Raw genomic sequence first — 14,706 nt, forward strand, 5'->3', positions numbered from 1 at the left:
GGAATATCTGACCGCGGAAACCGGGCCTGGTGCGATTTCCGTTACACCTTGATACAAGTCGCCAGGCAAGTATTTTGGATCCGATAAGCGCCGGTTTTCGCTGGCTGCAGCGTGGCTGGCCAGCTGGCAAATGACGCAGCTATTGGCCGGCACTGCCACTAGAATGCTCGCATCGGGTCACTGCCACGGAGCCCTCCATGCCGCGTCGTTCTCCCCTGTATTCGCAACGCTCGCTGGTCATGACGCTCATCGCATTGCTGGGCTGCGGCTTTCTCGCCACCTCCTTGCTCAGCTATTACGCCTCGCGAAGTTCGATCCGCGACAACATCGTCAACACCGAGCTGCCGCTGACCTCCGACACCGTGTACTCGGAGATCCAGAAAGACCTGGTTCGACCGATCCTGATTTCTTCGATGATGTCCCGCGATACCTTCATGCGCGACTGGGTACTGGACGGCGAACGCGACCCCGAGCAGATAACCCGCTACCTCAACGAAGTGATGACCCATTACGGCGCCTACACCGCCTTCTTCGTCTCCAACAACACCCTGACCTACTACCACGCCAAGGGCGTGCTGAAAAAAATCGCCCCCGACAACCCGCTCGACGCCTGGTATTTCCGCGTGCGCGACATGGCCGCGCCGTATGAGATCAACGTCGATCCGGACCAGGCCAACCAGAACAACCTGACGTTTTTCATCAACTACAAGGTCTACGACTATCAGGACAATTTCATCGGCACCGCCGGTGTCGGCCTGACGGTAGACGCGGTGATCAAGCTGATCGACCGCTACCAGCAGCGTTATCAGCGCAATGTGTATTTCGTCGATACCCAGGGCCGCATCGTCCTTACCGGGACCGAAGGCGGCCCCCAGGGCGCGCGGGCCGGCCAGTCGCTGGTCGAACTGGAAAACCTGCGCGACCTGCAGGCCAGGCTGCCCAAGCCCCACGGCGGCAGCTACGAATACAGCGCCCAGGGCCAGCAGCACTTTCTCAACGTGCGTTTCATTCCCGAGCTGAACTGGTACCTGTTCGTCGACAAACGCGAGGACAGCGCCCTGGGCGATATTCGCCGCTCGCTGTATCTCAACCTGCTGATCTGCCTGGTCGTGACCCTGATCGTGCTGGCCCTGCTCAACGGTGTCGTCAGGCGCTTCCAGCGCAAGATCGAGACCCAGGCCACCCTCGACAGCCTCACCGGCCTGCCCAACCGTCGTGGCTTCGACCTGCTGGCCGCCCAGGCCATGCACGAGGCCCAGCGCGAACCCAAGCCGCTGACCGCCCTGCTGCTGGACCTGGACCATTTCAAACGCCTTAACGACACCTACGGCCATCTCGCCGGCGACCAGGTGCTGAGCGGCTTCGCACGGCATCTGGAGAGCTGCCTGCGCCAGTCCGATATCGTTTGCCGCTGGGGCGGCGAGGAATTCATCGTGCTGCTCAAGGACACCGACAGCGCCACGGCGCTGAAGATTGCAGAGAAGATCCGCCTGCTGATCGAGCAACAGCGCTACGCCTATGAAGGCAAGAGCCTGCAACTGACCGTCAGCATCGGCGTGACCACATTGCAGGCGGACGATACTCTGCACAGCCTGCTGTCGCGCGCCGATCATGCGATGTACCGTGCCAAGCAGACCGGCCGTAACCGAACCTGCGTGGAAATGCCTCACTCCAGTTATGAATGAACCGACCCCGAACAGCCCCAGCCTCTGCCCGGCCTGCGGCGCCCGCAACGATTGCAGCCTGGCCGATCCACGGACCGCCGCCCAGGCCTGCTGGTGCTACGGCGTGAGCATCGACCCGGCAGTGCTCCAAGCCTTGCCGCCGGAGCTGCGCGATCGCGCCTGCCTGTGCCCGCGCTGCGCCCAGGTCGAGGCGCAGCTGCAAGCGGCTGCCCGGCCGATCCCGTAAGATGCGCAGCCTTTTGCCAGCCTGCCGATAGCCATGCGCGTTGATCGTTTCCTCAGTAACCTGCCCCGCTTCAACCGCCAGCAGGTGCGCCTGTTGCTGGTGGCAAAGCGCATCCGCATCGACGGCCAGGTGGTCAGCGATCCCCATGCCGAGGTGCGCGAGTTCAGCCGGGTCGAGCTGGATGACGAAGTGCTGCAGGCGGGCAAGCCGCCGCGCTATTTCATGCTGCACAAGCCCATGGGCTGCGTCAGCGCCACCCGCGACCCCGAACACCGCACCGTGCTCGACCTGCTGGACGAGCCGGACAAGCACGAGCTGCACATCGCCGGGCGCCTGGACTACAACACCACGGGCTTGCTGATCCTCACCAACGACGGCAGCTGGTCGCGGCGCCTGACCCAGCCGCAGACCAAATTGCCGAAGCGTTATTACGTCGAGACCGAACAAGACATAGGCGCGGAATACGCCGAGATGTTCGCCCGGGGCCTGTATTTCGCCTTCGAAGACCTCACCACCCTGCCCGCCGAATTGCAGATCCTCGGCCCCCGGTGCGCGCGGCTGAGCATCGTCGAAGGCCGCTACCACCAGGTCAAACGCATGTTCGGCCATTTCGACAACAAGGTCCTGCGCCTGCACCGCGAGTGCATGGGAGCGTTGCTCCTCGACGAAAACCTGGCGCCTGGCGAGTACCGGCCGCTGACCGATGACGAAATCCGCCTGATCTGAGCGCCTACAATTTCCGTAGCCGCTGTAAGCCATCGACGATGCCATGACCATTCAGCCGAAGTTGTCGAACAATTTACCAACGGCACTTGCGAGACGGCGTTCTCCCTGCTTGAATCAGTCCGTCGGCCGAAATGTGACCGATGAGTCACCAAGATACTTCTAAGAAATCCCTTGCCGTCCGAGCCTCCTGTGCTCACCCCGCATTCCGGCAATTGCCCGCCTATAACAACAAGCCGTCGACCATCTGTTACGGATCGACATGGGCTAAAAAATTCCAGGCGTATGCCTACCTGTCACAAATCTCGTGCACCCTCGGTTGCGCGCATACCCGCTTGCCAGGAGTCTTATGACATGAGGCCAGAAATCGCTGTGCTGGATATACAAGGTCAGTATCGGGTTTACACGGAGTTCTATCGCGCAGATGCCGCAGAGAAGACCATTATTTTGGTCAACGGCTCATTGGCCACTACTGCGTCTTTTGCGCAGACCGTGAAGAATCTGCATCCGCAGTTCAACGTGGTGCTCTACGACCAGCCCTACGCCGGCCGTTCGAAAGCCCACAACCGACACGAAAAAATGCTCACCAAGGAGATCGAAGGGCAGATCCTGCTGGAGCTCATCGATCATTTCGCCGCCGAGCATGTGATGTCGTTTTCCTGGGGCGGCGCGCCGACGCTGATCGCCTTGGCACAACGCCCACGACGTATCGAAAAGGCGGTGATCAGCTCGTTCTCGCCAGTGATCAACGAGCCGATGCGCGACTACCTCGAACGCGGTGTCGATTACCTCGGCAGCCTGGACGGCGACCGAGTCGGGCACCTGGTCAACGAGACCATCGGCAAGCACCTGCCGTCGCTGTTCAAGCGTTTCAACTATCGCCACGTCAGCACCCTGGCCGAGCATGAATACGGGCAGATGCACTTTCACATCAGCCATGTCCTCAACAGCGACCGCCAGTGCTACCTGAAAGCGGCGAAGAACATCGACGTACCGGTGCTGTTCATGAACGGCGAATGGGACGAATACACCGCAGCCAACGATGCCAAGCTGTTCGGCAACCATGTCCGGCACTGCACGTTCAGCACCATCCAGGCCGCCGGGCACTTCCTCGACATGGAACACAAGGCGGCCTGCCGGGACAGCCGCAATGCGTTGATGGGGTTCCTCAAGCCGACCCAGCACACCAGCCGACCGCGTTATCACTATCTGCAGGGCAATCATGCACTGGCTATCTGAAGTGGCGTCATCGCGAGCAACTCGCCCTCTTACGCAGGAACGAGCGCGCTCGCGACAGACCGCAAGACGGCCTTCGCTCCATCAGCAGGTGATGGCGGGACAACTGCCTGTCCGCCTCTCCTGTCGCCTCGCAAACACAGGCCCGGCAAAGAAAAACTTCAAATCCGTGCACAGTTCTGGTACAAAGTCAGCCGCTCCGAGCGGGTGTCGTATAATGGCATTACTCCAGCTTCCCAAGCTGATAACGAGGGTTCGATTCCCTTCACCCGCTCCACTTCATTCATGTCCAGCGTCAGGCCCAGCCGACGAGGGATGCAGAAACCAGAAAACCGGTCCTTGAGGCCGGTTTTTTTATGGGCGCTTTTCAGCTCGGGAGGATCCTGCAACACAGCCGGCACTCTTCTGCACTAACTAGACGCCAGGTTGCAACGGAAAGCGCTGCGCGCCGCTCCAGGCCACGAACCGCTCCTGCGGCATTGGCCTGGCGAGGAAATATCCTTGGGCTTCATCGCAGCCGAATGCACATAGCATCTGCAGGCATTTGAAACTCTCGATGCCCTCGGCCACGGTGCGATAGCCCAGTTCGCGGGCTAGGCCGATGATCGAGCGGGTGATCTTCTGGTGCTGGGTGTTGTGCTCCAGGTCGGTGATCATCGACTTGTCGAGTTTCACCACGTTGGCCGGGATCTGATGCAGGTAGGCGAAATTGCTGTAGCCGGTGCCAAAGTCATCGATGGCCACGTCCATGCCCAGCTCGCGGATGCGCGTCAGCTGCGCCAGCACATTCGGATTGGAGCGCAACCACTCACCCTCGGTGATTTCCACCTCGAGCCGCCACGGGTCAATGCCGTGCCGCAGGCAAGCGCAGCGGATCAGCTCGGCGATGTCCTGGTCCTCGAAATCCTTGGGCGACAGATTGATCGACAGCTTGCAGTCCTCAGGCAGGCGCCAGGTGCGCATCTTGCTCAGCACCGTATCGATAACCCAGCGGGTCACCTGATGAATCAGCCCGTTGCGCTCCATCACCGGGATGAACTCGACCGGCGAGATCGGCCCCAGCCAGGGATGTTCCCAGCGCAGCAAGGCTTCGGCGCTGACCTGCGCCCCATCGAGAAAGGCAAAGCGTGGCTGGAACATCAGGTAGATCTGGCCGCTGTGCAAGGCATCGTTGAGGTCCGAGGCCAGGTTGAATGCGCGGCGCTGGGCGTGATCGCGCCCGGCATCGTAATGCGCCCAGAAACTGCGCCGGGCCATAGCCAGTTCCAGGGCGAACATGGCCTTGCGCAAGGCATCGTCCACCGACTGGCAATCGATCTCGAATTCCACGGTTCCGGCGCAGACCGTGGGGGTCATGGGAAACCCCAGCCCGGGCGGCTGGCGGCGCAGGCGACTGACCAAGGCATCGAGCAATTTATCGAGGCCCTGGGCCGGCGCCGGCAGCAGGAAACCGAAGCGCTTGACCGAGACGTGGTAGACCCGCACATGCCGCCCCAGGTACTCCTGCAGGCGCAGGGCAAGAAAACGAATGATCGTCTCGAAGGGCGCCAGCCCCAGGGCCAGGGTCAGCTCGTGCGCCACTTTCATGTCCAGGGCATCGATCAGGACCAGCACGCGCCTTTCGCCAAGATGGTGCTCGGCCAGGTCACGCAGGTCGCTCTGGAACTGCTCGCGATTGGCCAGGCCGCTGACCGGATCGCGACGACGCAGGCGCTGGCGCTGCTCGATCTGCTCCATGACCATCGCCGCCATGTCCCGCAGGTGCTGCCGCTCGACGATGCTCAACTGCTGCTCGACCTTGTCGATGATGCACAGGCTGCCAATGGCGTAACCGGAGGCGGTCAACAACGGCGCCCCGGCATAAAAACGAATGCCCTGGTCGCGGCTCACCAACGGATTATCCTGGAAGCGCGGGTCCAGCGCCGCGTTGTGCACCTCCAGCACCTCGCGGCCTTGCACGGTAAAAGCGCAGAACGACTGGCTGATCGGTATCTGCGGCTCATCGAAACCGACCCGCGCCTTGAACCATTGGCGATCGCGGTCCACCAGGCTGATCAAGGCGGTAGGCACCTTGAAATACTCGGCCGCCATGCGGCAGATCCGGTCGAAATTCTCGCAACTGGCGGTGTCCAGCAACTCCAGGGCATGCAGGGCGGCCAGGCGCCGCTCCTCGGCAATCGCCTTATCGGGCATACACAACCTCGGGCCGGGATAACGCGATCATCACAATAAACAACCTGTTCGCAGGGCTGGAAAGACTCGACGAGCATGAATGCGATAGTGGCACTAAGACATCTAGCCCAGCAGGATGACTGACCGGCAGGCGCTTGCCAAACCCATCCGTCGGACGAACGGTATCGGTTACAAAAAAGTGCGCCCTTCAAGACCTTTGGTCTAGAGCGCTTTGCCGGTTTCGGGCGCTGATTCAGGCGCCGAAACGAGCAATCGCCGCATCGATGAAGTGCCGCAGCTTGGCAGTCATCCGCCGGTCCGGCCGGTACAGCAGGTGCATGGCACGGCTCGGTGCCTGGTATTCGGGCAACAGCTGCACCAACTCCCCCGCCGCCCGCGCCGGCTCGAGAAAATCCGCCGGCCCCAGGACGATGCCGAAGCCGTCCACGGCCGCCGACAGCAGGGCCTTGCTCTCGTTGACCTGCAAGCGGCTGCGCACCTGGACCTCATGCACCTGGCCCTCGCGGCGGAACTGCCATTGGTGGTCCGCCGGCCGCGACCAGTAGGCGTACCCCAGGCACTCATGCTGCGCCAGGTCGGCCGGCACCCGCGGCGTGCCCCGGACGGCGAGGTAGGCAGGCGCCGCGCAGGCGATCAGCCGATAGGGCGCCAGCGGCCTGGCGGTGAGACTGGAATCGGCCAGCGGCCCGATACGAAAGGCCGCCTCGTAGCCCTCCTCCACCAGGTCGATGTAGCGATCGGTGAGGTGCAGGTCGATTTCCACCTCCGGATGCTCACGCAAAAATGCCGTCACGAATGGCATGAGGCTGTAGGAACCGAACGTCACCGGCGCGCTGATGCGCAGCTTGCCACGGGGCGTGGCGTTCATGATCTGCGCCAGGGAATCGGCGGCCCGGGCTTCGTCGAGGATGTGCTTGCAACGCTCGAGGTAGGCACCGCCCAGCTCGGTCAGGCTTTGCCGACGCGTGGTGCGGTTGAGCAGGCGCGCGCCCAAGCGCTGCTCCAGCGCCGCGACATGCTTGGCGACCATCTGCGGCGAGAGCCCCAGGCGAGTCGCCGCGCGAGCGTAGGAACCGCTTTCGGCGGCCACGACAAAGGCTTCCATGCTGGTCAGACGATCCACCATTCAACACTCCCAGTAAAAAGACCCAGCACCAGAGGCTTATTTATCGCCATTGAGTGGCGAATCATCATAGCCGCTCGACCCTTTCAACGGAGCATGGGCATGCGTATTGGCATTATCGGAGCAGGTTTTATCGGGCGCGCCGTGGCGCAACTGGCCTTGGCAGCGGGGCATGAGGTGATGCTCAGCAATTCCCGTGGACCGCAGACCATGAGCAGCGTGGCCAGTGGCATTCGCGGCAGCCGCATCGGCAGCGTCGAAGACGCCGTGCGGTTTGGCGAGCACGTGCTGGTGGCCATTCCACTGGCTCATTACCGCAGCCTCCTCGCGGCCTTGCTGGCCGGCAAGACGGTAATGGACGCCAACAACTATTACCCGGATCGCGACGGCCATATCGAGGCCCTGGACCGCTTTGAAACCACCACCAGCCAATTGCTCGCCGAGCATCTCGAAGGCGCCCGGGTGGTGAAGGTGTTCAACGCCATCCTCGCCCAGGACCTGCTGACCGACGGCCGCCCCAGCGCTGCCCCTGATCGCCGCGCCCTGCCCATTGCCGGCGACGATCCGCAGGCCAAGGCGCAAGTCGTGCAGTTACTCGACGAGCTGGGTTTCGACACTGTCGATGGCGGCGGCCTAGCGGACAGCTGGCGCTTCGAACGGGCCAAACCGGCCTACTGCATCCCGCTGGATAAACCGGGGCTGCGTGCCGCCCTGGCGGCAGCGCAGCGGCAAGTCGAACTGCCCGAAGGCTCCTGGCGCTCCTGAGGCCAGGGCAAAGCAACCGCTCTGCCGAGCTAAAAAAAACGACCCGTTGGGGTCGTTTGCATAGCCTGGCCTGGGTGTCGGTGCGCTATCGCTCAACGGGGCCCAGCCCCTTGCGAGCAACTGGCTTACGCCAGCACCGCAGGCACAGGGTGGCAGCAAGGTGACGACAAGCGGCCAGGCAGCGGCGGCGGATCAATGCCCGCGGGCGTCGAAATCCGCGCGGGTCATTTCGAAAAACTTGCTCGGCAAGCCTTCGAACTCGCCGTCGCGCACAAATCGAAAACCCAGCTTGCGCGCCACCCCCAGCGAGGCCTCGTTCAAGGCATGGGCATCGGCGACGATGCGCTCGACTCCAGCCCCGAGAAAAGCATGCTCGACGATGCGCCCCGCCGCCTCGGATGCGATCCCCTTGCCCCACGCCCGCCGCACCAGGCGCCAGCCCATTTCCAGTTCCGGGCCGACGGCCTCGTAGGGAATGAACGACACCCAGCCGAGAAATTCATCCGGCGCGGACTTGGCAAAGATCGCCCAATAGCCGCAGTGCTCGCCAAAATCACGCTCCATACGCGAACGCACAAAATCGCGGTGCTCCTCGCCACCGTCCCAGGGGCCGGGAAGGTAACGGGTGACTTGCGGATCGAGGTCCATGGCGATGCACGCCTCGAAGTGCTCGAAGGTACGCGGGCGCAGCAGCAGGTTGGGAGTTTCAAAGTGGAGGTTCATCAGCTGGATATCCATATCGGCATTGCCGGATACCCTAGCAGAACTTTCTCCTGACACACCGACACCTGTAGGGAACGAAGCTTGCTCGCGACAAGGCCATCACAGGCAGCCACCCTGTTCCAGGCGACAACTCCTGGATGAGATCCTTGACGCCATCGCGGGCAAGCCTCGCTCCTACAGAAACCGCGGCTACTGCTCCAACAGCGCCCGGATATCGTTGAACAACGCGCGAGGGATTTGAACGCCGTGCTGCGCGCTGCGGGCCCTGGCCTCGAAGCGCCGCTGCGACGGCAGCCGCGCGCCTTGCCCAGTGATGGCGGCGAATAGCCCTTCGGCGCGCTCCAGGCCTTGCTGGTAGCCCTCGCCCAAAAACACTTGGGGATCGAACGCCAGGATCAGCTCGCCATGGCAGGGCGCTGCGCCGACGCCAGCGTCGAAGGCCATGGACTCGGCGCTGGTGAGGTCGCCGATCAGGGCGCCGGCCAGCAGTTCGATCATCGCCGCCAGGGCTGAGCCCTTGTGCCCGCCGAAGGTTTGCATGGCGCCTTGCAGGGCCGCCTTGGCATCTGTGGTCGGCTGGCCCTGGGCGTCGATGGCCCAGTGCTCGGGAATGGCTTTGCCTTGGCGCGCGTGCAGCTCGATATCGCCGCGGGCAATGGCGCTTGTGGCGAAGTCGAACACGAACGGCTGGCCGCCCGGTCGTGGCCAGGCGAAGGCCAGGGGGTTGGTGCCGAACACCGGCTTGCTCCCGCCGGCCGGCGCTACCCAGCTATGGCTGGGGTTCATGGCGATGCCCACCAGCCCGGCGGCGGCGATGGCCTCGACCTCCGGCCACAAAGCGGAGAAGTGAAAACACCGCTTGATCGCCATGGCCGCCAGCCCCTGGCTGCGGGCCTTTTCCGCCAGCAGCGGCAGGCCGGTCTGGAACGCCAGCAGGGAATAGCCGTAGTGCGCATCGACTTCCAGCACGCCGGCAGAGATATGCCGCAGGCTCGGCTCGGCCAGCGGGTCGACCTTGCCTTCGCGCACGGAACGCACGCAGCCCAGCAGGCGATACAGGCCATGGGAATGGCATTCGTCGCGCTGCCCCTGGGTGATCACCTCGGCAATGGCCCGGGCATGGGCGTCGGACAGGCCGTGGCGGGTCAGCACCGTGAAGGACAGGTCCTGGACTTCGGCGAGGGAAAGGGTGACGAGTTCGGACATGAGGCTTTTGCTCCGATAAAAACCTTGGGGCCGGAAAGCCCGGCCCTATGGGTTGAAGGTGAGAACGCCGCAGGCCTGCGGCCTGATCGCAGCCTGCGGCAGCGGCTACAACGGGCGCTCGCCATTGAGGCGCTGCGGAACGTGCCAGGGGTTGTCGCTGCGCAAGGCCTGCGGCAACAGCGCTTGCGGCAAATCCTGATAAGACACCGGGCGCAGGAAACGCTGGATCGCCAGGCTGCCCACCGACGTGGTGCGCGTATCGGAAGTGGCCGGGAACGGCCCGCCATGGACCATGGCATGGCCGACTTCGACCCCGGTGCCGAAACCATTGACCAGCAGACGGCCGGCCTTTCGCTCCAGCAACGGCAGCCATTCCCGGGCTTGCGGATGGTCGGCGTCGCTCAGGTGCAGGGCGATGGTCAGTTGGCCTTCCAGGCTCGCCAGCAGCGCTTTCATCTGCGCGGCATCCGTGCAACGCACGATCAACGAGGCCGGGCCGAAGATTTCTTCACGCAGCTCAGCGCGGGCCATGAAGGCCTCGGCCGACGTCGCGAACAGCGCGGCACGGGCCTGGTAACGTTCGCCATCGGCACCCTGCCCCACAGTGTCCACCTCGGCATGCTGCCCAAGCCGCTCGACGCCCTGGCAATAGCTGGCATGGATGCCCGGCGTCAGCATGGTCTGCGCGGGTGCCAGCTTGAGCGCGGCTGCCGCTGCGGTTTCGAATCCGCGCAACGCCGGGCTGTCGATGGCCAGGATCAACCCCGGGTTGGTGCAGAACTGCCCGGCGCCCAGGACCAGGGAGCCGACAAAGGCCTTGGCGATGTCTTCGCCGCGCTCGGCCAGCGCATGGGCCAACAGCAGCACCGGGTTGATCGAGCTCATTTCGGCATACACCGGAATCGGCTCTTCACGGGCCTGGGCGATCTTCATCAACGCCACGCCGCCACTGCGCGAGCCGGTAAAGCCCACGGCCTTGATCCGAGCATCCGCCACCAGCCCCTGGCCGATGCGGCGGCCGGAATCGAACAGCAGCGAGAACACGCCTTCCGGCAATCCCTGGCTGTGCACCGCCTGCTGGATCGCCTGGCCTACCAGTTCCGAAGTGCCGGGGTGCGCCGAATGCGCCTTGACCACCACCGGGCAACCGGCGGCCAGCGCCGAAGCGGTGTCGCCGCCGGCCACGGAGAACGCCAGGGGAAAATTCGAGGCGCCGAACACCGCCACCGGCCCGATAGCGATGTGGCGCAGGCGCAGATCGACCTTGGGCAAGGGCTGGCGCTCGGGCTGCGCCGGATCGATGCGCGCCTCCAGGAAACCGCCGTCGCGCACCACCGCCGCGAACAAGCGCAACTGGCCGACCGTGCGCCCCCGCTCGCCTTCCAGGCGGGCACGCGGCAGGCCGGTCTCGCTCATGCAGCGCTCGATCAGCTCATCGCCCAGGGCGAGGATGTTGCTGGCGATGTTCTCGAGAAAAGCCGCGCGCTGCTCCAGGCTGGTTTCCCGATAGCGGTCCAATGCCGCCTCGGCCAGGGCGCAGGCCCGCTCCAGCTCGTTCGGGCCGGCGCCGCCGAACCCCGGCGCCAGGGCCTCGCCGCTGGCGGCGGCCAGCGCACGCACTTCGCCATGGCTACCGCGCACGCGGGTTTGGCCGATCAGCAGTTGTCCTGTTACAGGCATGGGTTACCTCTCTGGATAAATGGCGTGAGCGAAATGAAGGACCTGGGCCGAATGGAAGGCCGGACAGCAATCATTCGTCTTCCCCTTCGAGCACCAGCTTGCTGGCCGGCACGCCGGTATTGGCTCCCCAGTAGTAGATGCACAGGGCCATGGCGGTGACGACCAGGGTGTCGTAAGGGTGGGTCAGGGTGCCGATACCGCCGAAGCTGCCCAGGTAGGAAATGACGATGGTCAGGGCGTAAAAAGCGATCAGCCACAGGGACGAGCGCACCTGTTCGGTCAGGCTCAGGTGGTCGGTGGGCACCAGGCGCTTGCAGCACAGATAGATGACGAACATCAGGATCTGCAGGCCCAGCAGCCAGGACACCGTGCTCCAACCCGACCAGTAGACGATCAGCGCGGCGATGACAAAGGACACCGGCCCCAACACGCCGAAACCGCTGACCCGGAATGGCCGCCGCAGGTCCGGCGCGCTCTTGCGCAGCGCCGCCACGCTGATCGGGGCAATCGCATAACTCAGCACCAGGGCCGCCGACACTACGTTGATCAACGCCTCCCAGGACGGGAACGGCAAGGTCCAGAACACCGACAAGCCGAAGGTCAGCCACAGCGCCGGGCGCGGAATGCCGGATTCCTCGTCGATGCGGGTGAAGATCTTGAAGAAGGTCCCGGTCTTCGCCCAGCCATACACCACCCGCGGCGTGGCGTTCATGTAGATGTTGCCGCAGCCGCTGGGGGAGATGACCGCGTCCGCCACCACCAGATAGGCCAGCCAGCCGACGCCCAGGGTCAGGGCGATATCGCGATACGGCAGGGAGAACTCCTTGCTGATGCTGCTCCAGCCGTTGGCCAGCATGTCGGTGGGAATACTGCCGAGGAACGCCAATTGCAGCAGGCCGTAAATCAGGGTCGAGAGCAGCACCGAAAGGATCAGCGCGATGGGAATGGTGCGCTGCGGATTGCGCACTTCGCTGGCCACCGAAATGATCGGCGTCAGGCCCAGGTAGGCGAAGATGATGCCGCCGGCGGACACCGCCATTTCGATACCGGACAGGCCGAAAGGGGCAAAGCCCTGGATATAGAAATTCTCCGGCTTGAAGAAGGTAAACAGCACGCCGATGACCAGCAGCGGCACGACGAATTTGAACAGGCTGATGAAATTGTTGGATTTGGCGAAGGTCTTGACGCTGGAGTAGTTGAGCCAGAAGAACAGGCACAACAGGGCGAGCTGCACCAGCCAGCCGATGATGGTCGGGTTGCTGGTGCCGGCATGGGTCAGCCCCGGAAACCAGGCCGCCGCGTATTGCCGCGCCGCGACCACTTCGATCGCCACCAGGCTGGAAAACGCGATCAGCGTGATAAAGCCCATCAGGTAGCCCAGCAACGGGCCGTGGGAGAACACCGGATAGCGCACCACCCCGCCCGCTCGTGGCAGCGCCGCGCCCAGTTCGCAGTAGACAATGCCCAGCAGCAGGACGGCGAAGCCGCCGAGCAGCCAGGAGAAGATCCCCGCCGGCCCGGCAATCGCCGAGACATGGCTGGCGGCGAACAACCAGCCGGAGCCGAAGATCGCCCCCAGGCCGATGAAAGTGAGGTCAACCAGAGAGAGCTGTTTCTTGAATTTGCCTTGGCCTGACATAGGCGCGCCTTCTTATTGAGTTATTGGAGTAGGCAGATCGAATGTCACGTCGCCCCCTGAAGATCGACGTGGTGAAACATGGCACCGCACCAGTGCCCGATTGTTCTTCTCATGGACCAGGACACCCCACGACGCATGGCGCGGGGGCGTCCCGTCGGCGGGTTTACAGGCCCACGTCCGGCAGCTGCGGACGCTCGGCCAGGGCCTTGGCGACTATCGCCTTGACCTCGGCCAGGGTTTCGCCTTGCAGGGGCAGGCGCGGTGGGCGGGTGATCGAGGAGCCGCGACCGACCAGCTCCTCACAGAGCTTGATGCACTGCACCAGGTCCGGGCGCGCATCCAGGTGCAGCAGCGGCATGAACCAGCGGTACAGCGCCAGGGCCTCTTCGAAGCGTTTTTCCTTGGCCAGGCGGAACAGGGTCTCGCCCTCTTTCGGGAAGGCGGTGGACATCCCGGAGATCCAGCCTTCGGCGCCGACGGCGATGCTTTCCACCACCACGTCATCCAGGCCGGCGAACAGCACGAAACGGTCGCCCACGGCATTGCGCAGGTCGATGAAGCGCCGAGTGTCGCCGGAGGAGTCCTTGAAGCAGACGATGTTTTCGCAGTCCTGCAGGGCGATCAGCACGTCCGGGGTAACGTCGTTTTTGTAGATCGGCGGGTTGTTGTAGACCATCACCGGCAAGTCGGTACCGGTGGCGATCGCGCGAAAGTGCGCGGCGGTCTCATGGGACTTGGCCGAGTACACCAGGGCCGGCATGACCATCACCCCGTCGACGCCGACCTTGGCCGCTTCACGCACGGTGTTGCGGGCGAAGTCGGTGGTGAACTCGGCGATCCCGGCGATCACCGGCACACGGCCGGCGGCGGCATCCTTGGCGACTTCGATCACCGAGAGTTTTTCCGCGGTGCTCAGCGAGGTGTTTTCGCCCACGGTGCCACACACCACCAGGCCCGACACCCCGTCGGCCACCAGGTTGCGCATGACCCTGTGGGTGGCCTCCAGGTCCAGGGAAAAGTCAGGTTTGAACTGGGTGCTGACGGCAGGAAACACACCGCTCCAGTGGATGGCTTTACGGCTCATGGTCTTGTCCTTGTGGTTGAGTCGGTCGGACCGACAGGCGTTGGAAACGAAAAACAGATTCCGCCTTTCACCGCTTCGCAGCTTGAGGTTTTTCCCGCCTAAGCAAGACGAAATCGGCACACTCACCCAATCGCCCACTGCCCTTTTCCGTCCATTGCGCCTGCGCACTACCCTCCTTCGACCCGCCTGAAACCCCCTGCACCAGCAGCCGCATTGCACACCTGTAGCCGCTGCCGAGGTACGAAGCTGCGATCGGCTGCGCAGCAGTCGTAAACCCGGCAATTCGGTTTGTCAGAGAGACCGAGGACACAAGGCTGGCGGCCGCTTCGTCGGAATGCCGCCCAACCCGATCGCAGCCTCGTACCTCGGCTGCGGCTACAGGATGGGCGAGCCCCGGCACTGTGCCAATTTCGTCATCCGCGA

The 14,706-nt window shown here is 63.6% G+C and carries 12 protein-coding genes and 1 tRNA gene; 6 read left to right on the forward strand and 7 right to left on the reverse strand.

Features of this window, described 5'->3' with window-relative positions:
- Positions 1–197 precede the first annotated feature (197 nt).
- The 5 genes from BLV20_RS06850 (at position 198) to BLV20_RS06870 (ending at position 4,147) form a co-directional block, all read left to right on the forward strand.
- Positions 198–1,685, forward strand: coding sequence for a sensor domain-containing diguanylate cyclase (locus BLV20_RS06850; RefSeq protein WP_092298835.1), 1,488 nt, complete (start codon positions 198–200; stop codon positions 1,683–1,685).
- A complete protein-coding gene (locus BLV20_RS06855; protein ID WP_092298838.1) occupies positions 1,678–1,911 on the forward strand; it encodes a cysteine-rich CWC family protein in 234 nt (77 codons plus the stop codon). The genes BLV20_RS06850 and BLV20_RS06855 overlap by 8 nt, the downstream gene beginning before the upstream one ends.
- Before the next feature lie 33 nt (positions 1,912–1,944).
- Positions 1,945–2,637: a pseudouridine synthase gene (locus BLV20_RS06860; protein ID WP_092298841.1), complete on the forward strand. Its 693-nt coding sequence runs from the start codon at positions 1,945–1,947 to the stop codon at positions 2,635–2,637.
- Positions 2,638–2,988: 351 nt separating this feature from the next.
- Complete coding sequence (locus BLV20_RS06865; protein WP_092298844.1) at positions 2,989–3,873, forward strand: alpha/beta fold hydrolase; 885 nt, start codon at positions 2,989–2,991, stop codon at positions 3,871–3,873.
- A gap of 200 nt (positions 3,874–4,073) precedes the next feature.
- A tRNA-Gly gene (locus tag BLV20_RS06870) sits at positions 4,074–4,147 on the forward strand.
- Between the two features lie 137 nt (positions 4,148–4,284).
- Here the strand turns inward: BLV20_RS06870 and BLV20_RS06875 are convergent.
- Both BLV20_RS06875 and BLV20_RS06880 read right to left on the reverse strand, forming a co-directional pair.
- The gene (locus BLV20_RS06875; RefSeq protein ID WP_092298847.1) at positions 4,285–6,063 is read right to left on the reverse strand and encodes a putative bifunctional diguanylate cyclase/phosphodiesterase; all 1,779 of its coding nucleotides are present in this window, start codon (positions 6,061–6,063) and stop codon (positions 4,285–4,287) included.
- Positions 6,064–6,295: 232 nt separating this feature from the next.
- Positions 6,296–7,189 (reverse strand): LysR family transcriptional regulator, encoded by an 894-nt coding sequence (locus BLV20_RS06880; RefSeq protein WP_175540150.1) that lies wholly within the window; start codon positions 7,187–7,189, stop codon positions 6,296–6,298.
- 99 nt (positions 7,190–7,288) lie between these two features.
- Here BLV20_RS06880 and BLV20_RS06885 point away from each other — a divergent pair, with 99 nt between their 5' ends.
- Complete coding sequence (locus tag BLV20_RS06885) at positions 7,289–7,951, forward strand: NADPH-dependent F420 reductase (protein ID WP_092298850.1); 663 nt, start codon at positions 7,289–7,291, stop codon at positions 7,949–7,951.
- Between the two features lie 192 nt (positions 7,952–8,143).
- Here the strand turns inward: BLV20_RS06885 and BLV20_RS06890 are convergent, their stop codons facing one another.
- The 5 genes from BLV20_RS06890 to BLV20_RS06910 form a co-directional block, all read right to left on the reverse strand.
- Complete coding sequence (locus tag BLV20_RS06890; RefSeq protein ID WP_092299794.1) at positions 8,144–8,674, reverse strand: GNAT family N-acetyltransferase; 531 nt, start codon at positions 8,672–8,674, stop codon at positions 8,144–8,146.
- Positions 8,675–8,863: 189 nt separating this feature from the next.
- The gene (locus BLV20_RS06895; RefSeq protein WP_092298853.1) at positions 8,864–9,880 is read right to left on the reverse strand and encodes an Ldh family oxidoreductase; all 1,017 of its coding nucleotides are present in this window, start codon (positions 9,878–9,880) and stop codon (positions 8,864–8,866) included.
- A 105-nt stretch (positions 9,881–9,985) separates the two neighbouring features.
- Positions 9,986–11,560 carry an aldehyde dehydrogenase (NADP(+)) gene (locus tag BLV20_RS06900; protein WP_092298856.1) on the reverse strand — a complete coding sequence of 525 codons (1,575 nt, stop codon included), beginning with the start codon at positions 11,558–11,560 and terminating at the stop codon, positions 9,986–9,988.
- A 70-nt stretch (positions 11,561–11,630) separates the two neighbouring features.
- Positions 11,631–13,199, reverse strand: a complete 1,569-nt coding sequence (locus BLV20_RS06905) for an APC family permease (protein ID WP_092298859.1) — start codon at positions 13,197–13,199, stop codon at positions 11,631–11,633.
- 163 nt (positions 13,200–13,362) lie between these two features.
- On the reverse strand, positions 13,363–14,283 hold the full coding sequence (locus tag BLV20_RS06910; RefSeq protein WP_092298862.1) for a dihydrodipicolinate synthase family protein: 921 nt from the start codon (positions 14,281–14,283) through the stop codon (positions 13,363–13,365).
- Between the last annotated feature and the right edge of the window lie 423 nt (positions 14,284–14,706).

Origin of the sequence: Pseudomonas sp. NFIX28 (genome assembly GCF_900107395.1) — a bacterium.
In the GTDB taxonomy this organism is placed as follows: domain Bacteria; phylum Pseudomonadota; class Gammaproteobacteria; order Pseudomonadales; family Pseudomonadaceae; genus Aquipseudomonas.